General features: G+C 60.2%; 19 protein-coding genes, 1 other RNA gene and 1 pseudogene. 10 read left to right on the forward strand and 11 right to left on the reverse strand.

All coding sequences use genetic code 11. From position 1 onward, the window contains the following. The first annotated feature begins 492 nt into the window (after positions 1-492). From BJQ17_RS15370 to BJQ17_RS15395, 5 genes are all read left to right on the forward strand, one after another. On the forward strand, positions 493-1,884 hold the full coding sequence (locus BJQ17_RS15370; protein WP_003249863.1) for an amino acid permease: 1,392 nt from the start codon (positions 493-495) through the stop codon (positions 1,882-1,884). Between the two features lie 361 nt (positions 1,885-2,245). After that, a complete protein-coding gene (locus BJQ17_RS15380) occupies positions 2,246-2,698 on the forward strand; it encodes a hypothetical protein (RefSeq protein WP_004576149.1) in 453 nt (150 codons plus the stop codon). 478 nt (positions 2,699-3,176) lie between these two features. Then, positions 3,177-3,929 carry a hypothetical protein gene (locus tag BJQ17_RS15385; protein WP_070096285.1) on the forward strand — a complete coding sequence of 251 codons (753 nt, stop codon included), beginning with the start codon at positions 3,177-3,179 and terminating at the stop codon, positions 3,927-3,929. 488 nt (positions 3,930-4,417) lie between these two features. Continuing rightward, entirely contained in the window at positions 4,418-6,811 is a 2,394-nt protein-coding gene (locus BJQ17_RS15390; RefSeq protein ID WP_070096286.1) for a TonB-dependent siderophore receptor, read from the forward strand. 161 nt (positions 6,812-6,972) lie between these two features. Next, positions 6,973-7,710, forward strand: a complete 738-nt coding sequence (locus BJQ17_RS15395) for a hypothetical protein (RefSeq protein ID WP_003249871.1) — start codon at positions 6,973-6,975, stop codon at positions 7,708-7,710. 101 nt (positions 7,711-7,811) lie between these two features. On the opposite strand, the gene BJQ17_RS15400 is transcribed toward BJQ17_RS15395, so the two are convergent. Further along, entirely contained in the window at positions 7,812-8,687 is an 876-nt protein-coding gene (locus BJQ17_RS15400) for a WYL domain-containing protein (protein ID WP_014859377.1), read from the reverse strand. Positions 8,688-8,806: 119 nt separating this feature from the next. On the opposite strand from BJQ17_RS15400, the gene BJQ17_RS15405 reads away from it, so the two are divergent. From BJQ17_RS15405 to BJQ17_RS30120, 3 genes and pseudogenes are all read left to right on the forward strand, one after another. Beyond that, entirely contained in the window at positions 8,807-9,067 is a 261-nt protein-coding gene (locus tag BJQ17_RS15405) for a hypothetical protein (protein WP_070096287.1), read from the forward strand. Between the two features lie 304 nt (positions 9,068-9,371). After that, the gene (locus BJQ17_RS15410; RefSeq protein ID WP_070096288.1) at positions 9,372-10,052 is read left to right on the forward strand and encodes an EcsC family protein; all 681 of its coding nucleotides are present in this window, start codon (positions 9,372-9,374) and stop codon (positions 10,050-10,052) included. A 261-nt stretch (positions 10,053-10,313) separates the two neighbouring features. Further along, positions 10,314-10,615, forward strand: a pseudogene (locus BJQ17_RS30120) (IS21 family transposase); the annotation flags it as partial. Between the two features lie 64 nt (positions 10,616-10,679). Here BJQ17_RS30120 and BJQ17_RS15415 read toward each other — a convergent pair. From BJQ17_RS15415 to BJQ17_RS15445, 8 genes are all read right to left on the reverse strand, one after another. Then, on the reverse strand, positions 10,680-11,579 hold the full coding sequence (locus BJQ17_RS15415) for a LeoA/HP0731 family dynamin-like GTPase (RefSeq protein ID WP_256559741.1): 900 nt from the start codon (positions 11,577-11,579) through the stop codon (positions 10,680-10,682). A gap of 182 nt (positions 11,580-11,761) precedes the next feature. Further along, on the reverse strand, positions 11,762-12,091 hold the full coding sequence (locus BJQ17_RS30125; protein ID WP_083285066.1) for a hypothetical protein: 330 nt from the start codon (positions 12,089-12,091) through the stop codon (positions 11,762-11,764). 340 nt (positions 12,092-12,431) lie between these two features. Then, positions 12,432-13,688 carry an integrase domain-containing protein gene (locus BJQ17_RS15420; protein ID WP_070096289.1) on the reverse strand — a complete coding sequence of 419 codons (1,257 nt, stop codon included), beginning with the start codon at positions 13,686-13,688 and terminating at the stop codon, positions 12,432-12,434. Positions 13,689-13,872: 184 nt separating this feature from the next. Beyond that, positions 13,873-14,264, reverse strand: a transfer-messenger RNA (tmRNA) gene (ssrA, locus tag BJQ17_RS15425). A 99-nt stretch (positions 14,265-14,363) separates the two neighbouring features. Continuing rightward, positions 14,364-14,651 (reverse strand): hypothetical protein, encoded by a 288-nt coding sequence (locus BJQ17_RS15430; protein ID WP_003249902.1) that lies wholly within the window; start codon positions 14,649-14,651, stop codon positions 14,364-14,366. A 475-nt stretch (positions 14,652-15,126) separates the two neighbouring features. Then, a complete protein-coding gene (locus BJQ17_RS15435; protein WP_070096290.1) occupies positions 15,127-17,937 on the reverse strand; it encodes an FAD-binding and (Fe-S)-binding domain-containing protein in 2,811 nt (936 codons plus the stop codon). Between the two features lie 75 nt (positions 17,938-18,012). Then, positions 18,013-19,158: an FMN-dependent L-lactate dehydrogenase LldD gene (gene lldD, locus BJQ17_RS15440; RefSeq protein ID WP_070096291.1), complete on the reverse strand. Its 1,146-nt coding sequence runs from the start codon at positions 19,156-19,158 to the stop codon at positions 18,013-18,015. A 62-nt stretch (positions 19,159-19,220) separates the two neighbouring features. Then, on the reverse strand, positions 19,221-20,891 hold the full coding sequence (locus BJQ17_RS15445; protein ID WP_070096292.1) for a lactate permease LctP family transporter: 1,671 nt from the start codon (positions 20,889-20,891) through the stop codon (positions 19,221-19,223). 256 nt (positions 20,892-21,147) lie between these two features. Here BJQ17_RS15445 and BJQ17_RS15450 point away from each other — a divergent pair, with 256 nt between their 5' ends. After that, positions 21,148-21,915 (forward strand): FCD domain-containing protein, encoded by a 768-nt coding sequence (locus tag BJQ17_RS15450; RefSeq protein ID WP_003249911.1) that lies wholly within the window; start codon positions 21,148-21,150, stop codon positions 21,913-21,915. A gap of 163 nt (positions 21,916-22,078) precedes the next feature. On the opposite strand, the gene smpB is transcribed toward BJQ17_RS15450, so the two are convergent. Beyond that, positions 22,079-22,561, reverse strand: a complete 483-nt coding sequence (smpB, locus tag BJQ17_RS15455) for an SsrA-binding protein SmpB (protein WP_003249914.1) — start codon at positions 22,559-22,561, stop codon at positions 22,079-22,081. Between the two features lie 163 nt (positions 22,562-22,724). Here smpB and BJQ17_RS15460 point away from each other — a divergent pair, with 163 nt between their 5' ends. Further along, positions 22,725-23,159 carry a type II toxin-antitoxin system RatA family toxin gene (locus BJQ17_RS15460; protein WP_003249916.1) on the forward strand — a complete coding sequence of 145 codons (435 nt, stop codon included), beginning with the start codon at positions 22,725-22,727 and terminating at the stop codon, positions 23,157-23,159. Between the two features lie 63 nt (positions 23,160-23,222). On the opposite strand, the gene BJQ17_RS15465 is transcribed toward BJQ17_RS15460, so the two are convergent. Further along, a complete protein-coding gene (locus tag BJQ17_RS15465; RefSeq protein WP_003249918.1) occupies positions 23,223-23,759 on the reverse strand; it encodes an outer membrane protein assembly factor BamE in 537 nt (178 codons plus the stop codon). Positions 23,760-23,798: the final 39 nt, after the last annotated feature.

A 23,798-nucleotide genomic window follows, 5' to 3' on the forward strand; every position in this document is an offset into this window, starting at 1 on the left:
TCCTCAATCGGTACCGTCACCCCGTACCGTTGTAGGAGCGGGTTCACCCGCGAATAGGCCGGACCTGCCGCCCACTACCCCCAGTCATTCACCGCCGCACCCGCCACCGCATCCACCAATCGGTACCGTCGCTACGCACCATCGTAGGAGCGGGTTCACCCGCGAAAGGGCCGGCACAGGCAACACACATTCAAATGAAAAACAAAAGCTCCATTTGGGCCTGTGGCGCGATCGGATATGCCATTCGCGACATCTGGCGTTGATGGAAATGCCCTGTCGTGATCGAACAGTTCCGTGGCGTTCTCGTGTAATTCCCCACAGCCATGCGGGGATTAAATGAACCCCGAACCGCACTGACACCTTGCTCTGTGACGCGTGCCAAATATCAACAACAGCGCGCGAACAACGTGTCGACTTATTGATTTCAAAGGAGATATTTTTCGCCTACGCCTGCCCGTCCTTCCTTGTGTCAGCAAAAAGAGAACAACATCAATGAACACCGTGGGATCTGATGGCAACCTTGCACAAGGTTTCAAGCCACGTCACGTAACGATGCTGTCCATCGCCGGCATCATCGGCGCCGGACTTTTCGTAGGCTCTGGCCACGCCATCGCGGCAGCCGGGCCAGCAACCATAATTTCCTATTTCGTGGCCGGGACCTTGGTGGTACTGGTCATGCGCATGCTCGGCGAAATGGCCGTGGCGCACCCCGACACCGGATCGTTTTCCACCTATGCCGACCAGGCCATTGGCCGCTGGGCCGGCTATACCATCGGCTGGTTGTACTGGTGGTTCTGGGTGCTGGTGATTCCTATCGAAGCATTGGCCGCCGGGCATGTGCTGAACGCCTGGTTCCCGCAGGTGGACAGCTGGATCTTCGCCCTGGCTTCGGTGTTGCTGCTGGCCGGTACCAACCTGTTCAGCGTGGCCAAGTACGGCGAGTTCGAGTTCTGGTTTGCCATCCTCAAGGTCACCGCCATCCTGGGCTTCATCGGCCTGGGCTTCGCCGCGCTGATGGGCTGGCTGCCCAACCGCGAGGTCAGTGGGCTGAGCGGGCTGATGGCCGAATACGGCGGCTTTGCACCGAAGGGCTGGTCGGCGGTGGTCGGCGCGTTCATCACTGTGATGTTCAGCTTCATCGGCACCGAGGCAGTGACCATCGCCGCGTCCGAGTCCAGCGACCCGTCGCGCAACATCGCCAAGGCCACTCGCTCGGTGATCTGGCGTATCAGCACCTTCTACATCCTGTCGATCTTCGTGATCATTTCGGTGGTGCCGTGGAACGACCCGCAGCTGGCGGTGGTGGGTTCGTACCAGCGTGCGCTGGAAATCATGAACATCCCCAACGCCGCGTTCATGGTCGACCTGGTGGTGCTGGTAGCCGTTACCAGCTGCATGAACTCGTCCATCTACATCGCTTCGCGGATGATGTTTTCGCTGGCCAAGCGCGGTGACGCCCCGGCCTTCCTCAACAAGACCTCCAAGGTCGGTGTACCGCGTGCTGCAGTGTTCGGCAGCACCCTGATCGGTGCGGCCATCGCAGTCCTCAACTACTTCGCGCCGAAGGGCGTGTTCGAGTTCCTGCTGGCCAGCTCTGGCGCCATCGCCCTGTTGGTGTACATGGTTATCGCCATCTCGCAGCTGCGCATGCGCCGCCGTCTGGAGCGCGAGAACACCGAACTGAAGTTCCGCATGTGGCTGTTCCCGTACCTGACCTGGGCGGTGATCATTTTCATTGCCGGGGCGCTGGCGGTGATGATGTACACGCCTGAGCACCGGGCGGAAGTGAGCTCGACATTGGGCCTGGCGATCGTGATTTCCTTCCTGGGGATCGTGACGTCGAGGGGCCATGCGCAACCGGTGGCAGCGCGATCGATGGGGTGATTCAGTTCACCTGGCTGTAAGGCAAAGGGCACCCGAGGATGGGTGCCCTTTGTTTTTTTGGGCCAGACGAAGGTTCAGCAGCAAGACATGGGGCGGTTCTTCTGGTGTGCTCCAGCAGACTTTTCAAGTAAGGAAACTGGCATGACCACGTGTAAACTCATCCTGCCCGTGCTGGCCGCCGTGGAGAGTTGTGATGCCGTACTTACCCACCGTTCGGCTGTCGACAGAGGCGCGCGCCCGGCCAATATTGCGCCTGGTGACTTTATGCAGTATGTGGTTCGCTTCACCGTTTCGTCACTCTCGTGCAGGGATGCTTTGCACGGATACAAGAGCGCTTCGCGCTAAGAGAAAGGAGCTTTTTATGCACGACGAAGGCAGTTCAACTTTAGCGAATGGCGCAGCCGTCGAGTTGCCGCCTGGTGTGTTTCCACCGATGGCGGGCTACACCATCGGAGATCTTCTGGCGGTAGCCAATGCCCCTTTCGAGGCATTGCTGAATAATCACGATACCGACCCTGGGCTGATTCGTGAAACGGTTACTGCGCTGGCCCAGCACTTGTACGCGGCATTCGAAAGAGAGGACGCCCAGTACCAGATTGCCACGTGGTATCAAAAGCCGTACGACCAGCCTGGGAAGCGCCAGCGCAGTATTGAGACCATCGCAGAGCAATTCGGCGTCATCACGCTGAAGGCAACGGCTGAATCATTGAAGGGATCACCGTTGCTCGGCCTGGGCAAGGCGTTCTATATGAGCCTTGTCGATGCCGCCGGGCAGGCCATAAAGATGCATATTCTGAAGTTGAATCAGGGCTGATGATCTGCCGATGTTCACCCTCGTAGTGGCCGTCACTACCACGCCCGCCCCTGACCTCACCGTTGCGCTCGCTGCCCTGGTCGAAACCGAGACGCTGCGACCACACCTGCCAGCGCACCATGCGTGATGAGGCGATGACGGGCGGTGTTATGCACCTGCATGCGTAGCTTGGGGGCGGCGGCGATGACCTGGCGTAAACGGGCAGGGATACCCAGGGCGTCCTTGAACGTTTTCAGAAACTTGCAGCCAGTGTCCTGAAGCTCATGGCGTGACGCCTTTCAGCGCATACAGGTTTGCGTGGCGTTACTGCGTGGCACTCGGCTGGGCAATTTTGCCTTGCCTCAGGCCGAGGCCCAGCAAGCAGCTGGGAGCGAGGTAAAGATCATGCGTTGAACCCGGTCGACAGTATCGGGTTTGGCATTGACCAGAATCTAGCGGCGCATTTTTTAGGGACGCGTCGAACCAGGGAGATGGCGAAATGGACAATAACTGGGGTACGGGTAGAGCGGGCGGCGGCCTGGATGGTGGATATACCGGGTCGCTCGATCATGCAATCTCCAACCTGCATGTCGGGCGCAGTCAGGGGCGCCAGCAAGGTCGTAAAGAGGGCTTCGACGAGGGGCGCTCTCAAGGCTATGCGCAAGGCTGGGACGCAGGGGTGGTATGTGCTAACCAGAAACTGGAGCCACTCAGGGGGTACGTGAGGCAGTACTTCGAGGAGGCGGTGCAGCTTCGGGCTGTTGTGCAGCGCCAGAAAACCATCATCGACCTGATGTACCAGCAATTGTCCCAGGTCGCCGGCGCGGCCAAGCGCGCTGAGGCTAAACCGACGGCTAGCGAGTCCGAAGCATTTGCAGCCCTGCAGAGCAGTAATGAGTTGCTCAAGGCAAGGCTCGAGGTGATGGACATGCATTATGCAGCTGCGCTCGAGCAGTCCAGGCTGAGACAGCTGCAATACAAGCGCAGCCTGGTGTTCATGCGGGCGGTGCAAGGGCTACTGGAAGAACTGGTTCACGGCGATAACCCCGAAGCGCGGGACATCCGGCAACGCTTTGTGAAGCGTTACCAGGACCAGGTTGCAAGGGATTTGCGTGCAGGCGAAATCCAGGTCGCCCCTGAACTGGATGAGGTGTTCGGCAAGCAGCTGCCGGAAACGCAGCGGTTCATCATGGACATGCTGCAGTCGGCTGCTCCCGAACAGGATGGTGACGAATCTGCCCCGGCGCCATGAATGACATGCGCGACACAAGGCCGCTACAGGGATTGCGCCAGATGTAATTGATCAGCCCTCAGGGGCCAGGGTGCTGGCTGTTTCGCTGGCGGGGCTGTCGGAGGCAGTTGGGGGACTCGTGGCGCCAGCAGCCAGGGCCTCGACAGGCATACAGACCAAGGCCGCGCACACCTGGGCGGGGTATTGCTGCCTCTCGTAGCGCTGGGCGTTGCGGGACGACTTGGCGAAATGGCCAAGAACGCCATGCGCCCTGAGGTCAAGCGGGTCGATCGGGGTAAGCTCGCTTCGCAGCCCGTGTGCCGTCCATTCCCTGCAACGATTGTGTCAACGCAAGGCCATCCACCACGCAGTTTCGTATCGGGGTAGGCGGGTGGTTCGCGCAAGATGCCCAGTGTAAAAATAAATGAGGTGTTTTCTCATTCTCGTTCGGCATGTAGAGAAGGCCGGATTACAGGCCAGCCCGCCGACCCCCGACACGGAGCGAGAGAATGAGTTTTACCCCGGTTCCACAGCGCCACCCCTTGAGTCGTGCCCTGCATGCTGCACTGTTGGGCCTGGCAGTCAGCACCTACGCACTGCCGTCGCTTGCACAGCCTTTGAGCGCTGGTCACAACAGCCCGCTCAAGCAATGGAGCATTCCCGCGGGCCCGCTGGCGCCGGCACTGGACCGCTTTGCGCGCGAGGCGGGCATCAGCCTTTCGTTCGATGCGCAGAACGTGGCCAACCGCAATACCAACGGGGTGCAGGGCGCGCTGGATACACGGTCGGCACTGTCGTCGCTGCTGCGCGGAACCGAGTTGCAGATTGAGCCGCAGGGCCCCAATGCGTACCTGGTGATTCCACAACCAAAGCCTGCCGGCCCGCTGGAACTGGGCGCGACCGAGGACTACCGCCTGGCACCTGTCATCATCAATGCCAAGGTCAAGGCCAGCGCCGACGATGACGCCAACTCGGTGGTTGCCAAGGAGCTGTGGGTAGGGGGCAAGGTGGCGACCAGCATCCTCAACACGCCCGCGTCCGTGTCTGTGGTGACCAACAAGGAAATGCAGCAGCGCAGCGTCAGCACCACCGAAGAGGCGCTGCAGTACACCCCCGGCGTGGTCAGCGACTACTACGGTTCGGACGACCGCAACGACTACTTCCTGATCCGCGGCTTCCAGGCCACCACCTACCGAGACGGCCTGACCCTCAGCTCGATGCGCGGTGTGCGCGAAGACCCTTACGCCTACGAGCGTATCGAAATTCTGCGGGGTGCCAACTCCACCCTGTTCGGCCCGGCAGACCCGGGTGGCTCGGTCAACTTTGTGACCAAGCAACCGCGCTTCGAGAAGTTTGGCCAAGGCTACGTGACCTACGGCTCCTATGACCATGCCGAAACCGGGATCGATGTAGGCGATGCGCTGAACGACGAACAAACCCTGGCCGGCCGCTTCACGGCCAAGATGCAGAACAGCGACCGCGAGTACGACCACTCCCAGGACGATAACCGCTTCGTGATGGGCGGCCTGACCTGGGCTCCGACCGACTTCACCTCGGCCACGGTGGTGCTGGATTACCTGAAGACCAACAGCTCGCCGAACAGCGGTGGCTACCCGCTGGACAAGGAGTACGACCGCAGCGACTTCTACGGCGAGCCCGGCTACAACTTCCACGATGTCGAGCGCACCAGCCTCAGCGGCAACATTACCCACGACTTCGACAACGGCTTCACCCTGCGCAGCAACCTGCGCTACAGCGAGCTGACCGATGACTTCGGCTATGTCTACCTGAGCGACAACGCCTCGCGTGTTGGTACCACCATTCCACGCTACGTCTTCGGCACCGACAGCGATGCCGATCAGCTCAATGGCAACTTGATGCTGCAGTACGATGCGCAGTTCGAGCACATCGACAGCAGCACGCTGGTGGGCGTCGAGTACCTCGACTCGACGACCAAACAGAGCTCGGTCTACGGCCTGGCGCCCTCCATCGACATCGCCAACCCGGTATTCACCGGCGTGCCTGGCGGCATCACGCCCTATACCCGCAAAAAGAATGACGCCACCACCAAGGCGGTTTTCCTGCAGCAGAACCTGTCGTTCTTTGACCGCGTCATCGCGACCGCAGGCGTGCGTAACGACTCGATGGACCTGTCGAGCAAGGAATACATCGGTGGCGAGCAGACGGAAAAGGACAACTTCTCCGAAACCTCCTACCGCGCGGCACTGACCTATATCGTCAACGATGAAGTGTCGACCTACGTGAGCATGGTGGAGTCCGTCTCGCCCCCGCAAGTGGGCGTTACCCCGCAGACCGGCAAGCAATACGAAGTGGGCATCAAGTATTCGCCCATGGGCATGGACGCACTCTTCTCCGCCGCTGTTTATGACCTGACCCAGGAGAACGTCACCATTGCCGTGGTGTTGCCAAGCGGCATCATCGAGCAGCAGACGGTGGGCGAGTCACGCGTGCGTGGCCTTGACCTGGAAGCCAAGGCACAAGTCACGCAAGACATCAGCGTGATTGGTGCTTACTCCTACATGGAGTCCGAGGTGCTGCGCGGGTCGCTGTATGACGGCTCTTCCTTGAAGGGCAATGAGTTCACCACGGCGCCCAAACACACCGCATCGCTGTGGAGCTATTACGACATACCTGGCACTGACGTGAGCGTCGGCCTGGGCGCGCGGTATGTGGGGGCGTACTACATGGATGCTGCCAATACCAAGAAGAGCGATGGGACCACGTTGTTTGATGCGGCGCTGAACTACAAGATCGCCAAAGGGACCGACCTGGCGCTGAATGTGAGCAACCTGTTTGACGAGCAGCATGTGGTGGGGTCGGGGACGGCGAATTACTACAACCCGGGGCGGGAGGTGACGGCGAAGGTGAGTTATAGCTGGTAGGGGAAATGTGTACCGGGTGGACGCTGGGCATTCGGCCAGCCTCCACCGTATTCTGATCAGCTAAATGAGGTAGGATAAAGGCTATTTGCCATTATCTGCCTGGCGTGTCCTGGGCATTGATAACGCGGCGCAAGCCATCAACAACTCCCAGGAAGGAATAAATGCGCACACAGGTAATTATTGAGGATCATGTCCTGCCGCAGTTGCTTACTTCGGCGATCGAAGCGTACGAGGTGTCGCACAGGGCGCACGCGCGGGGACGAAGCAACAAGAAGCTCGAAACATTCGGCTTGCTGTGGGGGTATGCCTTACCCGTGCGCAACAACCTTCCTGCCCGCCTGGTTGCGGTGGTCGCCACGGTCGAAACCTCGGCACTCAGGCACTCGGAATGGGTAAAGCCCGATTTCGAATCCATCGCGATGAAGCGCGACTTCTTCGCAGAGTACTGGCCGCAGTTGGAGCTCATCGGCACGTTCCATTCGCACCCCTACGAAGACCTGAGCGAGGTCAACGATGCGAAAGGTTGGCGCGCTTCTGACGCCGATATGGAGTTTTGGCCAGCGTTTCATGAGTTTGTCTGCCCAGACATGGATGAACTGGCGCATCTGGTCATTGCCATTACCGCCCTTGGCCGTAAAGGCTCTGCGGAGCCCCAGCGCCTGCTGGGTAGTGAGTACTCTTCCGGCTATGTGGTCAGTGCAGAAAAGCGCAAGCTTTGGATCAAGGGGTACACCTCGTCGCTCTACGAGGAAATCGATGATGATGCCCCATTCGATGAAGATTTCATGGCCGGAAACATTGAGATGGAACGCTCCTACGATGTGTGGGAAGACGAAGATGTGTTGCTTGAAATCCCCTCGCTGGAAGCACGTTTCAGGCACGAACTGCTGCGCAAATGAGCCCTGATAACCCCAGCAAGCGCTGGAGCAGGTGGTCGTAGCTGAGCGCGTGTGCCGGGCTGAGACTTGCGGCAGCAACTCTCGGCCCCGGCATTCAGCTATTAGTCATTCATCAACCACTGTTTCAATTCCTTGAGGTTGCTCACCACCAGTTGCTGGGCCTCGGGCAGTATCGCCATGTTGCGGTGGTCGATCTGATACCGCTGCAACACATACTTCACCAACGCCCTGCGGCTGGGTACCACCAATTGCCCATCCGTCATGCCGAAGTCGGTTTCGATAATTGCCTTCTGCGCCGCGTTCAACCGCCCATCAGGCTCGAAGATGACGGGCACTTCCACATTCCAGTCTTCATCCTGCTCACGCGTGTTCGGCGATGCGTCGAGCAAGTCCGGCTGCCCGCGCAAGCGGCTCAGCACGAAGTCGCGGTACTGGCCGTTCTTTTCGCAATAAGCCCGCACGTGCCAGCGCATGCCGGTGTACACCAGCGTGTGCGGGGCGATCAGGCGTACCTCGACGTTGGGGGTGTTGAAGGACACGTATTCGGTTTCCAGGCGCAGGCCTTCACGGCAGGCCTTGAGCAAGGGGCGCAGCACCTCTGGCCGAATAGGGCGATCGGGTACTTCCAGCACCCGGGTGTGTGCATAGGCCAGTGCCAGCCCGTCTATGTGAGGGGCACGCTCATTGTTCTGGTACAGCAGGTGCAGATAGGCGCTGGCGCTGTTGTCGATGAACCGTGGCTCGAACTGCTCGCTCGGTACATAGCCCTTGATCTGCTTGTCATACGTCAAGTTTTCGGGCGCATGCTCGGTGATGTAGGTATTGATGTCCTTCGACGCCTGCTGGCGGCTGATGCCAAAGCTCTGCATCAGGTGCCCCGTGGTCAGCCGGCCTTCCCACCAGGCAACGGTCTCGATCAAACGATAGCGAAGTGCCAGGTCCCAGCGTACCTGCTCGATGGATTGCTTGCGTTTCATACCCTCTCCATGTGCGCGATTACTTTACCTGTATAAGTCTACATTCTAGACGTGTAGTTTTTCATTACATACCGTTGGCTCGCCTTCGGAATGCATCGGAGGCATCAAAGGACATGAACATGACGATGCCGGAAGTGATTGCGACGGGGGCCTTGGTGGCAATGGGGATCATCCTGCTGGTGCTGATCCAGCAAGGGTTGAAGCTGGGGGAGCTTGGCAAGAAGGTGGAGCACTGCCAGCGGGATTTGCGTTGGCTGCAAATTTGGGAGATGGAGAACCGCGAGCTACGGTCAGCGTTGCGGGCGGAGCGAGAGCATGTTGCACAGTTGCAGCGCAAGGTGGTCATTTTGCAGGACATGGCTGTGACACAAGGCCGTTAAGGGAAGCTTTTGAATAGGCCGCTGCTTGGGCAGGTGCAGTGCTGAATGCCTACGGAACGGTTTAAAACCGATTTCACCTGGCCCGGTGGAGACTTACGATCAAATGATGGCATTATGCCTCATCAGCCATGCGGCTTCTTGAGCGCTAAGGGCTGCTGCAGCCCTGCGCGGGGCACGGACCTTTAGAGGCGAAGCCAGTATCGGGTCGTGTGAGACCCTGCGCCAGGCGCCACGTTGACCGCCTTGATACCCATGCTTCGCTTTTGCGGGCAGTTGGCAAACCATTTTACGAACGGAATCCGGCATGACCACTGAAGTAGTAGAAAGCAGCTCGTCGTTGATGAAGATGGTGGAAGCCATTGCCATTAGTCCCCAAGATGCGCGGGAGCTGGTCGCCCAGTACCAGGCGCAGGCGCGCAAGGCCTCGCCGTCTGCCTCGGAGCAGAAAATCGAGGACACGGTGGTCGACAAGATTATCAGCCGCTACTCAAAATTGGCCGCCACCTCTGGTGCTGCCACTGCACTGCCGGGTGTTATCCCGGGTATCGGAACCGCGGTGAGTGCTGTGGGCGGCGGGCTGGCGGACATTTCGGTGTGCATGAAGCTTCAGATTGATATGACGATGTGCCTGGCGGTGGCGATCAACGGGAAGATGTCCAATGAGGACGCCAAGCACATGTCGTACATCATCGCCCTCTATGGTTCGCTGGAGCAGATGGGGACTACGGGAACGACCCGAATCGCCAGCAAAGCCGGGGTGCGGATGGTCAAGAAGTACCTCACGGGTCCGGTTTTGCAAGTGATCAAGGATTTGTTCAAGAAGATCGGGATTACGTTCACCCAGAAGGCTGCCGCTAAAGTGATTCCTTTTGGGATTGGGGTTGTAGTGGGTGGCACGGCGAATTATGCGTTGACGAAGTATGTGGGGAAGACTGCTCGGGATACGTTTCGGCTGAGCCTTAAAGAAGAGGGTGTTGCGGACTGAGGGTTGGGGTTTGGGCAAATGGTTAAAAGCGGGCTTTTCGGGGGAGGGCTGGCTAGAGGCTGGGTGTCGGCTAGTGCTGTATTTTTTGGTGTTTAGTGCCGGGGTAATCTGAACAGGAAGCGCAAGATATTGATTTTAAAAAATAATATCGGTTGATTTTTTTAGCTGGAATGCCATTTGGAATGCCGATAGGATTTGCTTGGCGCCTTGGGCGTCCTGATGTGGTGCTATTAGTCGCCGCTGATCGAAAACTGATCCAGGTGGTACGAGCTGATCCACCCGCAGTACAACGGCCTTACCGTCGTCGAAGTCTTGGAACTGGAGCGCGTCGGAATGATGCCGATGCCAACGCCTTTCGACGGCTATGTAGAGGGCACGGTTCGTGTTTCCAGCACATCCCTGATCAACTTGGCTCGCAATCGCTATTCAGTACCCTGCGATTGTGCTGGAAAGTGGGTCAGCAGTCGGCTCTATCCCCCCCGCGGATCGTCGTTATTGCCGATGATGGTGTGATTGTCAGCCATGAGCGACTGTTTGATCGAGATCAGTTCAGCTACGACTGGTCTCCGAGAAGGTAGCTCAGTCGTCAGGCGCCCGCTGCGTTGTGCAACAGGCGCTTGAAGCCAGTCAGTTCAATCTTTTGAATTCTGCGTCGATGGCTTCGGCCTCAACGCGCCAGGCTTGGAAGCGCTGCTGACGTAAATGGCTTTCATCCACATTGGCCTGCAATTCTTGTCGACGTGTGTTGAGCAGCAGGTAGTCGGGGAAGAACTGTTCTTTGAAGCGTTCGGAATTGACCAAGTCAAGGAAGTCTTGGCGCTGCTTCTCGAAATTGCTGACTATTTCAACAACAGTCTTCTTGAACGCTTCTTCGCGTTTGTATTGCTCCCAGCTATCCCAGGCCTCAAGCGCCACCCCGATGAAGGCCAGTGCTCCGTTTGCTCCTTTGGCAAACTTCACGGCACCCCATGGCTTGAACTTCAGGTACTTACCGATATCCATGCCCACCGTCTTGGCAATCGTCGTCAGGCCATCGCGCGCGGCCAGTACCGTGGTGTTGTTGATCAAGTTGCCTTTGAGCACATGGTTGATGCCTTGCTTGCCCAGTGCCTTGACGGTGGTATTGAAGTGGTTGACCTCACTGTCGAAGCCAACCTGCATCTTCTCGACCTCAAGCGTGATCGACTGGGTCTGACGGCTGAACTCGTTCTGCAGGCGAGTGGACACGATAATGCCTTCTGCGCCAATTTCTCGCTCGAAAAAGTCACCGAAGGTTTCCAGGCTGGAACCCTTGGCTTGAAGGATCAGGTCAGAGAAGTAGCGTGCGGCAAAGTTGCGTAGGTTGATGCGTGCATCTTCGATTTGCTGCCCGGTCACAGCCAGCTGTTTGACCAGACGCGTGTTGAGCTCGTCAAGCCGGCCAACCTCCTGTGCAACCCTCTCATCGTTCTCGATGGCAACAGGCAGTTGGTTGTTGAGCACGTCACGGATCACGCTGGCGCGCATTTCCTGGATCTGCCAGTCCATGCCAGCTTCACGTTGCCATATCTCGATTGGTTGTTTGCGAGGCAGGTTGTTACCCAGGCCATGCCAAGGGGTGGCACCGGCGTAGGCCATGGTTTCAATGAGATGAGCCATGGGAATGATTCCTTGCGAATGAATGGGAGTGAGCGTCGCTTCATCAACCACCGACGCGTGTTCATGACGGCTTAATGGTTGAGGCTGAAGCTGTAACCGCACTGTAGGCACTGGTAGTTGTGAAGCACCTTGTCATCGATCTGCTCACCCAGCGTGGCACCGGCTATCCCGCCTGCCACTCCGCCAAACAGCCCACCGAGAAGAGCCCCAGCAATACCGCCAATGGCGATCCCAACCGGCCCGCCGACTACACCAAGCACCGCACCGACTTCAGCACCCGATAGGGCGCCAGCGGCTCCACTGGCCGCACCGCCTGCGGCACCAATCAAGCCGCCCGCTTGTTTACCGATATTTTTAGTGATGACGCGTCCAGAGTTACAGCTTGGGCAAGGGGTATACATGTGCAGATCCTCTCAAGTGATGAGCGTGCCGAGGTAGAAGCTGGCGCGCCAAATCCCCCTGCAGCAGTCGATACTGCGGGGAGTTCATTGAGGTGATATAGGTTTGAAATAATTTTGGATCCAATATCGATTAATCTAGCGCTGTAGACGTAACCGGATATTGGTCCCTCAAGCTTTGAGAAGGGCGAGTAAAGTCAATAATGAAGTTATGAAGAACTGGGACGCTTGTGATACTGAGCGAAAACTGATCTAGGTGAGCCAAAGCAAATGGGTCACCATCGGCAACCCTGTGAGGTAGCGTCATGTCCGCAGCCCGCTTTGGCGAGGAACTGACGTTGGGTCAACGTATCGAGACGACTTTTTTATCTTGATTTTCTCTGATAGCTGATACCGACAGGTTGCCTGTAGCAGCTTCCTGAATATGGTTGCTCCACCACGCCATCAGAGGGCGTCTGCGTTCTATGTAATCTGCTCGGTTGTACGCGCTACGTACCTCGTCTTTATCGACGTGGGCAAGCGCAACCTCGATCAATTCGGGATCCCAGCCATGCTCGTTGAGGATGGTGCTCGCCATTGAGCGCATGCCATGGCTGACCAGGCGGCCTTCAAAGCCCATTCGTTTCAGCGCCATGTTAGCGGTCTGACTGTTGCAGTGCGTGCGGGGGTTCCGGTCTGCGGGGAACACAAATTCCCGATGTCCACTGCAGGGCTTGATCGCTTCCAGAAGCGCGAGAGCCTGCTCTGTGAGCGGGACAATGTGCGCGCGGCGCTTCTTCATGCGCTCTGCAGGAATCGTCCAGATCTTCTTCTCGATGTCGATATCTGCCCAGCGGGTGGTTGCTGCCTCGACTGGCCGGGTCATGGTGTGGAGCTGCCACTCGATCAGGCAGCGGGTTGTTCTTTTTATGCTGGCATTGGCGATTGCCACCATGAGCTCTTTCAGCTCATCGGGGGGTAGAGCCGCCATGTTTTTCTTTTTCGGTTTCTTGAAGACAGAGCGGATACCGCTGAGTGGGTTCGCGTGAATCAGTCCCGAGTTGACCCCGTAGGTCATGATCTCGTTGAGCCGCTGCGTCAGCCGCTTCACGGTTTCAAGGCTGCCCTTGGTTTCGAGTGGTCGGAGCAGATTGATGACTTGCGGTGCGCTGATGGCTGAGATCGGTGTGGAGCCCAAGTCCGGGAGTATGTGCAATGTTAGCGAGCGCCAGATGTCCTCAGCGTAGGCTGGCGTAACAGCATCCTTCTTCAGTTCATACCAGGACGTCGCCACATTCTGGAGGGTATGCTCAGTCGCAGCTTGTTTAGCTTGCAGCACAGCATCCCGTTTCTCTTTAGGGTCGATGCCGTGGGCAAGTGCTTCCCTCGCTTCAACGGAACGCTTGCGTGCTTGCGCCAACGAGACTTCGGGGAAGGTACCCAGTCCCATGTTGATCCGTTTCTTTGTCACAGGGTGTCGGTAGTTGAAGTTCCATAGCTTCGAGCCATTGCTTCTCACTCGCATTTGGAGTCCGCCTCCATCAAATAGGACGTAGTCCTTTTCAGCAGGCTTGGCAGATTTGACTTTGAGTTCAGAGAGGCGGGTAGCTTGTGCGCACATTGGCATTCCAGACTTGATTTTGGCATTCCAAAAATTAGCACCTACGGGCTTGGAATGCCATTTGGAATGCCAAAAGGTATAGCTGCTCATGGACGTCTGTGGACGCCGATGGCCTTGAAAGCCTCGTATTCATTGGCTTTCAGGCACAAAAAAAGACGTCCGTGGACGTCTTTAGATGTAAATGTGGTGGAGCCGGGGGGATTTGAACCCCCGTCCGCCAGTACTCCGCTGTCGGTACTACATGCTTAGCCGTGTCTACTGATTTAATCCGCAGCCGCCCGACGGGCAGGGTGCTTTGGATGAGTTGTGTAAGTTTTAGTCACTTCGCCCACAACGTGCTACGCGACGATCCTGTTCTGTATGACAATCATTTCGGGTTTACAGGCATCCCCTAGTGATTGCTGGAGCCGAAGCTACCAGAAGCAAAGGTCACTTACGCTGCGAGAGCGTAGGATTCCTCGCCGTAGGTTTCGTCATTGGCAACTATAGAAGTTGCAACAGTGGATTTACGAGTTCTGTTACCAACTCGGCATGCACCTAGAGTTTCGCTACCGGCGTCGAATCCTAATCGGCCCCGCACTAGCTCTTGGCTAACGCACCTTACGGCGCGTAGGACGGAGTATACGCCATTGCGCGGGCGACGTCGACAGCCGGTCCAGTCGCCCGCTTTTGGGCTCACGCGCCGCCGTTGCCACTACTGCCTTTCTCGGTTTTTTCCAGGCGCTCCAGCACTTTGCTGGTAATGGCGATGCATTCCTTGGTGTCGCCCGAGGCCTGGGCGGCCTTGGCTTTGTCGACGTGCTCGGTGATGGCTTTGTCCAGGCCTTCGGAAGTGGCGCCGGCGGTGGCCATGCTGTCGTCGATCTTTTGCAGGTTGGCGGCGCAGAGGTCATCGGCGGCGAACACCGGCGAAGCCAGCAGGGTGGCGGCCGCGAACAGGGCCGAAAGTGCGGTACCTTTCATGGGTGTCTCCTCTGGGGCCTCTGGAAGGTGGGCCTGTAAGGTGGACTGCGGGGGATTGGCGGGGGTTCAATCGGGATGGTGGCGGGGCGATATTGAGGTGGGGATGGCACCGGCGGTGCCGGTGTTCGCGGGTTTACCGCGGATACGGCGAGCTTCGTACAACCACCGATGTGTGTCCACCATCAATCTGTGTGTAGGAGCGGGTTTACCCGCGAATACGGTGGCGGCGGCAATGGTGAACGACGGGTAGAAGTTGGACAGCAGGGCCGGCCTCTTCGCGGGTAAACCCGCTCCTACGGGGGGGGCTGTGTACAACCACCGATGTGTGGGCACCACCAATCGGTGTAGGGGCGGGTTTACCTGCGAATGCGGTGGTGGCTGCGACGGTGGACAGCGGGTGGAGATTGGCCAGCAGGGCCGGCCCTTTCGCGGGTAAACCCGCTCCTACACAGCGCTCCCCACCTATATCAACGCGTTAGAGGCTGCGTGGCCGGGTGACGCGGTCTACCAGGTACACCAGGCCGTGGTAGTCGATGCCGCTGTGGCTCGACAGGCCTATCTCGCAGGTGCGGCTGGTGGAAATGCCTTCGCTGCAATACTGCACGGCGTCCTTCAGGCTGCGCAGCGAGTGGGCGTTCAACTCGGGGGTGGTAAAGCCTTTGTCACCGGCAAACCCGCAGCAATGAATGCCTTCCGGGATCACCACCTGTTTGCTGCAGCGCCGCGCCAGGTCGATCAAGGCCTGGCTTTCGCCCAGGTGCTGGGTGCTGCAGGTCACATGCACAGCTACTGGTTCGTCCTGGGGGGTGAACTCCAGTCGGTCGAGCAGGTGGGTGCGGATGAAGCGCACCGGGTCGTAAAGGTCCAGCCGGGTGTCGCTCAGGTCCTGCACCAGGCGCAGGGTGCAGGGGCTGGTGTCGCAGTAGATGGGGTCGAGGCCGCCGCGGCTGGCGTGCAGCAGGGCGGTGATCAGCTCCTGGCGTTTGTGTTCGGCCTGCTCGGGGTAGCCCTTGGAGGCGAACGGTTGGCCGCAGCACAGGCTGTCGGCGTTGTCGGGGAACACCACCTGATAACCGGCCTTTTCCAGCAGGGCGCGGGTTTTGTCCAGCAGCGAGCTTTGCTCGCGGTCGGCATAGGCCGGGCCCATTACCCGGGAGACGCAGGCGGCCAGGTACACCACGCGGGGGCGGGCGTCGTTGCTGGGCGCGCCGAAGGCCAGCGGGCGCAGCGGTTGCGGCATGGCCGGGGTCCATTGGGGCAGGCGGCCTTTGCTGGCTTTGCTCAGCGAGCCGCTCAGGCGGCCCAGGCGCGGGGCGCCTAGCAGCTTGCGTGCGGTGTTGGCGGCGGTCAGGGTCAGGCGCGCACCGCTTAGGGCAGTGTGGAAATGCTCGGCCAGCCAGTCGGCGGTTTTAGCGTGGTCGGCGGCCTGGCTGCGCAGTTTCTTCACCAGCTCGCCGGTGTTGATGCCGACCGGGCAGCGCTGGGCGCACAGGCCGGTAGCGGCGCAGGTGTCGATGCCCTGGTACTGGTAGCTTTGCATCAGTGCGCGGGTATCGATGCCGGCGCGTTGCTTGGCCTGGATGTCACGCCACATGACGATGCGCTGGCGCGGGCTGAGGGTCAGGCCCTTGGACGGGCACACCGGTTCGCAGAAGCCGCACTCGATGCACTTGTCGACAATTTCGTCGGCGGCAGGCAGCGGCTTGAGGTTTTTCAGGTGGATATCCGGGTCGTCGCTCAACACCACGTCGGGGTTGAGGATGCCGTTGGGGTCGAGCAGGCGCTTGAGCTTCCACATCAGCTGGTAGGCGTCGTGCCCCCACTCCAGCTCCACGAAGGGCGCCATGTTGCGCCCGGTGCCGTGCTCGGCCTTGAGCGAGCCGCCAAACTCCACCGCCACCAGCTGCGCCACGTCGTCCATGAACGCCTGGTAACGGGCGACTTCTTCGGCGCTGTTGAACCCCTGGGTAAAGACGAAGTGCAGGTTGCCTTCCAGCGCGTGGCCGAAAATGATCGCTTCGTCATAGTGATGCTTGTCGAACAGCTGGATCAGGCGGTTGACGCCTTCGGCCAGTTGCTCGACGGGGAAGGTCACGTCTTCGATGATGACCGTGGTGCCGGTCTGGCGCACGGCACCGACGGCGGGGAAGGTGTCCTTGCGGATTTTCCACAGCTGGTTGTACACGGCCGGGTCTTCGCTGAAGTCCACTTGCTGTTCCAGCGGGAAGTCGGCGATCGAGGCCATGATCTGCTGCAGTTGCTCGTGCAGCAGGCTCTGGCTGGCGGCGCGGGATTCGATCAGCAGGGCGCAGGCATTGTCCGACAGGCCTTTTACCCACAGCGGCATGCCGGGCATGTTCTGCACCGAGCGCAGGCTGCGGCGGTCGAGCAGTTCCACGGCAGAAACCGGCTGCTGCTTGAGCACGGGTACCGCGCGGCAGCAGCTTTCAACGCTGGGGAACACCAGCAGGGCGCTGGCCTTGTGCGGGTGGTCGGGCACGGTGTCGTACGTGACGGCGCTGATGAAGCCCAGCGTGCCTTCCGAGCCGACCAGCAGGTGCTGCAGGATGTCCAGCGGCTGGTCGTAGTCCACCAGTGCGTTCAGTGACAGGCCGGTGGTGTTCTTCAGCCGGTATTTGTGCCGGATGCGTTCAGCCAGCGCGGTGTTGGCGCGGGTTTCGCGGCCCAGGCGGGCCAGTGCTTCCAGCAGTTCGGCGTGGCTGCTTTCGAAGGCGGCGACGCTGGCCGGGTCTTCGCTGTCCAGGCGGGTGCCGTCGGCCAGCACCAGGCGCAGGCCCGCCAGGGTGTGGTAGGTGTTCTGCGCGGTGCCACAGCACATGCCACTGGCGTTGTTGGCGACGATGCCGCCGATCTTGCAGGCGTTGATCGAGGCCGGGTCGGGGCCGATCTTGCGCCCGAAGGGGGCCAGCCAGGCGTTGGCCTGGGCGCCGATCACGCCGGGTTGCAGGCGGATTTGCTCGCCCTGGCGACGGATTTCGCGGCCGTTCCAGTTATCGCCGAGCACGATCAGCACCGAGTCGCTGATGGCCTGGCCAGACAGGCTGGTGCCGGCAGCGCGGAAGGTGACCGGCACCCGCTCGCGCTGGGCCAGTTTGATCAGGCCGACCACTTCGTCCTCGGACTCGACGCGCACCACCAGCTTGGGGATCAAGCGGTAGAAGCTGGCGTCGGTGCCGAAGGCCAGGGTGGAGGTGGGGTCGTCGAAGCGGCGTTCGGCGGGGATCAGGCGCTCGGCATCACGCAGGAACGCGGCGGGCAGGCTCATGCAGTCTCCTCGCGGGGCTGTGGCGTCTGTGCGCTACATGCCCCGGGTCATTCAGGCTGTGGTTCTTGCAGGCGTTCAGGCGCCCAGTTCGCGTACCAGCGAGTCGCGGGTGATCTCGCTGATCGACTTGGCACCGGTCAGCACCATGGCCACGCGCATTTCCTTTTCGAACAGCTCAAGCAGGTTTTTCACGCCGCCCTGGCCATGCACGGCAAGGGCATAGAGGAAGGCGCGGCCGATCAGTACGGTGTCGGCACCCAGGGCGATCATGCGCACCACGTCCAGGCCACTGCGAATGCCCGAGTCGGCCAGAATTTTCAGGTCGCCTTTGACCGCGTCGGCAATGGCCGGCAGGGCACGGGCGCTGGACAGCACGCCGTCGAGCTGGCGGCCGCCGTGGTTGGACACCACGATACCGTCGGCACCGAACTTGACCGCATCGCGGGCGTCATCGGCATCGAGAATGCCCTTGATGATCATCGGGCCGTCCCAGAACTCGCGGATCCACTCCAGGTCCTTCCAGGAAATGGACGGGTCGAAGTTGTTGCCCAGCCAGCCGATGTAGTCGGCAAGGCCGGTGGGGTTGCCACGGTATTTGGAGATGTTGCCCAGGTCATGCGGGCGGCCCATCACGCCCACGTCCCATGCCCACTCGGGGTGGGTCATGGCTTGCAGCACGCGGCGCAGCGGGCCGTTCTTGCCGCTCATGCCAGAGTGGGCGTCGCGGTAGCGGGCACCGGGTACGGGCATGTCCACGGTGAACACCAGGGTCTTGACGCCGGCAGCCTTGGCCCGCTCCAGGGCATTACGCATGAAGCCGCGGTCCTTGAGCACATACAGCTGGAACCACATTGGCCGGTTGATGGCGGGCGCCACTTCTTCGATCGGGCACACCGACACAGTCGACATGGTGAACGGGATGCCATGGGCGGCGGCCGCGCGTGCGGCCTGCACTTCGCCACGGCGGGCGTACATGCCGGTGAGGCCGACCGGGGCCAGGGCCACCGGCATGCTCAGGGTTTCGTCGAACAGCTTGGTTTCCAGGCTGAGCTCGGACATGTTGTTCAGCACGCGCTGGCGCAGGGCGATGCCGGCCAGGTCCGAGACGTTGTGGCGCAGGGTGTGCTCGGCGTAGGCGCCGCCGTCAGCGTAGTGGAACAGGAAGGGGGGCAGCTTGCGTTGGGCCGCGGCGCGATAGTCGGTAGAGGCAGAAATGATCATGGATTCTCGCAGCGTTGCTTGTGGGAGTGCCGGGCGCGCGACGGCGCCCGGCCCCTTTCACTTTAGTGATGAACCAGCATGCCGGTCAGCCAGTAAGCCTGGATCAGGGTGATCAGGCCGACGATGGTGGCGAAGAACAGGCTGTGCTTGACGGTGAAGCGGAACAGGTCGGATTCCTTGCCGACCAGGCCGGTAGCGGCGCAGGCCACGGCGATCGATTGCGGCGAGATCATCTTGCCGGTTACGCCGCCGCTGGTGTTGGCTGCCACCAGCAGGGTGTCGTTGACCCCAATCTGGTGCGCGGTGGTGGCCTGCAGCGAGCTGAACAGGGCGTTGGACGAGGTGTCCGAGCCGGTCAGGAACACGCCCAGCCAGCCGAGGAACGGCGAGAAGAACGGGAACGCGGCGCCGGTACCGGCCAGCACCAGGGCCATGGTCGAGGACATGCCCGAGTAGTTGGTGACGAAGGCAAAAGCCAACACCATGCCGATCGACAGAATCGGCCAGCGCAGTTCCCAGAAGGTTTCTTTGAAAGTGGTAAGACCAGTTTTGAAGTTGATCTTCAGCACCGCCATCGAGATCAGCGCCGAGAGGAAGATCGCGGTGCCGGTGGCGGAGATCGGGTCGAGCTTGAACACCGCCGGCATGGCGGTCGGCGCGGCAACGATCGGTGCGGTCTTGATCACCAGCTGGTCGAGGTGCGGGATGGCGAAGTTGAACACGAAGTTGTACATCGCGCCGCCCGGAGCGAAAGCCGCCTTGAACGGCTTCAGGGTCCAGATGGTGACCAGCACGGTGAGGATCAGGAACGGCGACCAGGCCTTGAAGATCTCGCCAAAGCTGTACGGGCTAGGCTGGCTGCCGCTTGGCTGCACAACGGCTGCGCCGACACTGCCTTTGGCCTCGCTGAACGCACGCTTGGGCTGCCAGACTTTCAGGAACAGGGTGAGGCAGATCAGGCTGGCCAGTGCCGAGGTGATGTCTGGCAGTTCCGGGCCGATGAAGTTCGAGGTGAAGTACTGGGTGACGGCAAAGCTCAGGCCGGCGACCAGGGCGGCAGGCCAGGTTTCCTTCACGCCACGCAGGCCGTCCATCATGAACACCAGCCAGAACGGCACGAACAGCGACAGCAGCGGCAGCTGGCGGCCGGTCATGGCGCCGATGTGGAAGGCGTCGATACCGGTGACCTGGCCGGCCACGATGATCGGGATGCCCAGGGCGCCGAAGGCCACTGGCGCGGTGTTGGCGATCAGGCACAGGCCGGCAGCGTACAGCGGGTTGAAGCCCAGGCCCACCAGCAGTGCGGCCGTGATGGCCACCGGTGCGCCAAAGCCTGCCGCACCTTCGAGGAAGGCGCCGAAGCAGAAGCCGATCAACAGCACTTGCAGGCGCTGGTCGTCGGTAATCGACAGCACCGAGCTGCGGATCACTTCGAACTGGCCGCTCTTGACCGTGAGTTTGTACAGGAACACCGCGGCAACGATGATCCAGGCAATTGGCCAGAGGCCATAGAGGAAGCCGTAACCTGCGGCGGCGAGGGCCATGTCGACAGGCATCTGGAAGGCGAAGATCGCCACCAGGATCGACAGCGCGAGGGTGATGCTGCCCGCTACGTGGCCCTTGAGGCGGAACACGGCGAGGGCCAGGAAGAAGAACACGATAGGGATGACCGCCGCCATTGCGGACAGGCCAAGACTACCAAGCGGGCTATAGAGTTGTTGCCAGGTTTGCATATGGGGTGGCCCCTAATTGTTGTTGGTCAGGCACTGGCATTGGATAATTGGTAAGACCAATTTACAATGGCTGGACGCTAGGTTAAAAGCGCTGCCGTGGGTGTGTCAATTTGTCCCGTGCAAAACTTTGGTCGCGTGCCGATGAGCGGGCGTCTGATGTGCTCGGAAAATCGCGGCTTGATGGGTGTTTGCGTGGCCTGGATCGGCGAGAATAGGCACCCCCTGAAATTTGCCGGGGGTTTGTGGAGAGCATGTGATGGTTTTTGATCAGGTACGCCAACGGCGCCTGTCCGACGACATTGTCGATCGGCTGGAAGGGATGATTCTGGAAGGCACGCTGACCTCGGGGCAGCGGCTGCCGGCCGAGCGCGTCCTGGCCGAGCAGTTTGGTGTGTCCCGCCCGTCACTGCGTGAGGCGATCCAGAAGCTGGTGGCCAAGGGGCTGCTGGTCAGCCGTCAGGGCGGGGGCAATTTTGTGGCGGAGTCGTTGGGGTCCACCTTCAGCGACCCGTTGCTGCAGTTGCTCGAGCACAGTGCCGAAGCGCAGCGTGACCTGCTCGAGTTCCGCCATACCCTGGAGGCGTCCTGCGCCTATTACGCTGCCCAGCGTGCCACCGAGCCGGACCGGGCACGGTTGAAGGCGGCCTTCGATACGCTGCAGGACTGCTATGCCAGGGTCGATGAGGTGACCCGTGCGGAGGAGGGCGCGGCTGATGCGCGCTTCCACCTAGCGATCGCCGAGGCCAGCCATAACGCGGTGTTGCTGCACACCATCCGGGGTTTGTTCGACCTGCTCAAACGCAACGTGGTGACCAACATCGGGGGCATGTACCAGCAGCGCACCGAAACCCGGGACATGCTGATCAGCCAGCACCGGGAACTGTACCTGGCGATTGTCGAGGGCAGGGCGGAAGATGCGCGAGAGGTGTCCAGCCGGCACATTTTGTATGTGCAGGAGGTGCTGCATGAGGCGCACGAAGAAGCGCAGCGTGTGGCACGGGCGGAGCGGCGCAGCGGGCGCTGAGGGCACGCTCTTTGAGCTGTAACGCGGGCCCTGTGGAAGCGGCCTTGCGTCGCGAAAGGGTCGCAGAGCGGCCCCAGGATCGGCGTCGATGCGCAGATTGCTGGGGCTGCTTTGCAGCCCTTTCGCGACACAAGGCCGCTCCCACAGCGGCCGGGCAGGCTGGTTACTCTTCCTTGCCCTTGTTCCGCACAGCCCGCTGCAGCTCGCGGTTGGAATCGCGTTCGCGCATGGTGTCGCGCTTGTCGAATTCCTTCTTGCCCTTGCCCAGTGCGATTTCGCACTTGATCAGGTGCTTGCTCCAGTACAGCGCCAAAGCCACACAGGTGTAGCCTTTTTGCGCCACAGCCGCTTCCACGCGCTCGAGCTCGCGCTTGTTCAGCAGCAGCTTGCGGGTGCGTGTAGGGTCGGCGATGACGTGGGTGCTGGCCGTGGTCAGCGGGGTGATGTGGCTGCCGAACAGCCAGGCCTCACCGTCCTTGAGCAGCACGTAGCTGTCAGTCAGGTGCGCCTTGCCGGCTCGCAGGCTTTTTACTTCCCAGCCGGACAGGACCAGCCCGGCCTCGAACTTGTGTTCGATGAAGTAATCGTGTCGCGCTTTCTTGTTTTGCGCGATGGTCCCGGTCGGATGTTTTTTTTGCTTAGCCATAGGGGCGGCATTATAGGCAAGTCCGCGCGTCGTCCGCTATGGGATTTCGGTGTGCTTGAGCCACTGGAATGAATACCGGACAATACAAACCCTGTCATACGCACAGAACCTGTTTTCGGCACGCTGCGAAGCGCCGCCACCCAGCCTTGGAAGTGACGCCTGGATGACTACCCATATTCAACGCTCCGCCCTGCTGCCATACCCCGCCCAGGCGCTTTACGATCTGGTCAACGATGTGGCCAGCTACCCTGAGTTTTTGCCGTGGTGCTCGGCCTCGACGGTGATCGAAACCAGCGATACACACATGCGTGCCAAGCTCGAAGTGGCCAAGGGGGGCATGAGCCAGCACTTCGTGACGCGTAACGTGCTGGTGCCGGGGCAGTCCATCGAGATGAACCTCGAAGAAGGGCCATTCACCCAGCTGCATGGTGTTTGGGTGTTCAAGCCGCTGGGTGAAAAAGCCTGCAAGATCAGCCTGGACCTGTCCTTCGATTACGCCGGGCCGATTGTGCGCGCCACGTTGGGCCCGCTATTCAATCAGGCGGCGAATACGCTGGTCGATGCGTTCTGCCAGCGTGCCAAGCAATTGAATGCCTGACGTATAAGGCGCAAACAAAAAGCCCGGACCAGGTCCGGGCTTTTTTGCATCTGCTGTTCCCGCTTAGCGGGTTTCCAGCGGTGCCGGGGTCGGGACCGGGGTGGTCTCGATGGTGTCGATCTCGCGCTGGATGGACTCTTCGGTCGAACCAGGCTTGGCCGGTTTTTCTACAGGTTGCGCTGCCGGCTGTTCGGCCTGGCCTGGCTCGGTGGCCGGGCTGACGGTGGTGTCGCTGCTGCCACCGAGGATTTCCTGATCGCGGCTGACGCCTGGCATGAAGTCGCCAGACAGGCTGACCAGTTGATCGCTTTCGTTGAAAAATACACTCATGCGTTCTTGCTGGCGCTTACCGCCACCAGGCTGCAGGCTGTACAGGTAATCCCAACGATTGGTGTTGAAAGTGTCCTGAATCAGCGGGTTGCCCATGATAAACCTTACTTGCCGGCGGGTCATTCCCGGGCGTAATTGGTCTATCATGTCTTGCGTGACGACATTGCCCTGCTGGATGTCGATTTTGTAAACCCCGGGAAACGAGCAACCGGCGAGTGCGAGCAGTCCCACTAGGGTGAGGCTGGTTAGCAAGAGCTTGGTGTTTTGCATCGGTGGGCGACTTCCACTATCTTGGCTGGACAACGTAAA

The sequence above is a fragment of the Pseudomonas sp. NBRC 111139 genome, from assembly GCF_001753955.1.
In the GTDB taxonomy this organism is placed as follows: Bacteria; Pseudomonadota; Gammaproteobacteria; order Pseudomonadales; family Pseudomonadaceae; genus Aquipseudomonas; species Aquipseudomonas alloputida.

Bases quoted from the DNA above. Each gene is read 5' to 3' on its own strand.
- BJQ17_RS15370 (WP_003249863.1), top strand. From the start codon at position 493: ATGAACACCGTGGGATCTGATGGCAACCTTGCACAAGGTTTCAAGCCA.
- BJQ17_RS15380 (WP_004576149.1), top strand. From the start codon at position 2,246: ATGCACGACGAAGGCAGTTCAACTTTAGCGAATGGCGCAGCCGTCGAG.
- BJQ17_RS15385 (WP_070096285.1), top strand. From the start codon at position 3,177: ATGGACAATAACTGGGGTACGGGTAGAGCGGGCGGCGGCCTGGATGGT.
- BJQ17_RS15390 (WP_070096286.1), top strand. From the start codon at position 4,418: ATGAGTTTTACCCCGGTTCCACAGCGCCACCCCTTGAGTCGTGCCCTG.
- BJQ17_RS15395 (WP_003249871.1), top strand. From the start codon at position 6,973: ATGCGCACACAGGTAATTATTGAGGATCATGTCCTGCCGCAGTTGCTT.
- BJQ17_RS15400 (WP_014859377.1), bottom strand. From the start codon at position 8,687: ATGAAACGCAAGCAATCCATCGAGCAGGTACGCTGGGACCTGGCACTT.
- BJQ17_RS15405 (WP_070096287.1), top strand. From the start codon at position 8,807: ATGACGATGCCGGAAGTGATTGCGACGGGGGCCTTGGTGGCAATGGGG.
- BJQ17_RS15410 (WP_070096288.1), top strand. From the start codon at position 9,372: ATGACCACTGAAGTAGTAGAAAGCAGCTCGTCGTTGATGAAGATGGTG.
- BJQ17_RS15415 (WP_256559741.1), bottom strand. From the start codon at position 11,579: ATGGACTGGCAGATCCAGGAAATGCGCGCCAGCGTGATCCGTGACGTG.
- BJQ17_RS30125 (WP_083285066.1), bottom strand. From the start codon at position 12,091: ATGTATACCCCTTGCCCAAGCTGTAACTCTGGACGCGTCATCACTAAA.
- BJQ17_RS15420 (WP_070096289.1), bottom strand. From the start codon at position 13,688: ATGTGCGCACAAGCTACCCGCCTCTCTGAACTCAAAGTCAAATCTGCC.
- BJQ17_RS15430 (WP_003249902.1), bottom strand. From the start codon at position 14,651: ATGAAAGGTACCGCACTTTCGGCCCTGTTCGCGGCCGCCACCCTGCTG.
- BJQ17_RS15435 (WP_070096290.1), bottom strand. From the start codon at position 17,937: ATGAGCCTGCCCGCCGCGTTCCTGCGTGATGCCGAGCGCCTGATCCCC.
- lldD (WP_070096291.1), bottom strand. From the start codon at position 19,158: ATGATCATTTCTGCCTCTACCGACTATCGCGCCGCGGCCCAACGCAAG.
- BJQ17_RS15445 (WP_070096292.1), bottom strand. From the start codon at position 20,891: ATGCAAACCTGGCAACAACTCTATAGCCCGCTTGGTAGTCTTGGCCTG.
- BJQ17_RS15450 (WP_003249911.1), top strand. From the start codon at position 21,148: ATGGTTTTTGATCAGGTACGCCAACGGCGCCTGTCCGACGACATTGTC.
- smpB (WP_003249914.1), bottom strand. From the start codon at position 22,561: ATGGCTAAGCAAAAAAAACATCCGACCGGGACCATCGCGCAAAACAAG.
- BJQ17_RS15460 (WP_003249916.1), top strand. From the start codon at position 22,725: ATGACTACCCATATTCAACGCTCCGCCCTGCTGCCATACCCCGCCCAG.
- BJQ17_RS15465 (WP_003249918.1), bottom strand. From the start codon at position 23,759: ATGCAAAACACCAAGCTCTTGCTAACCAGCCTCACCCTAGTGGGACTG.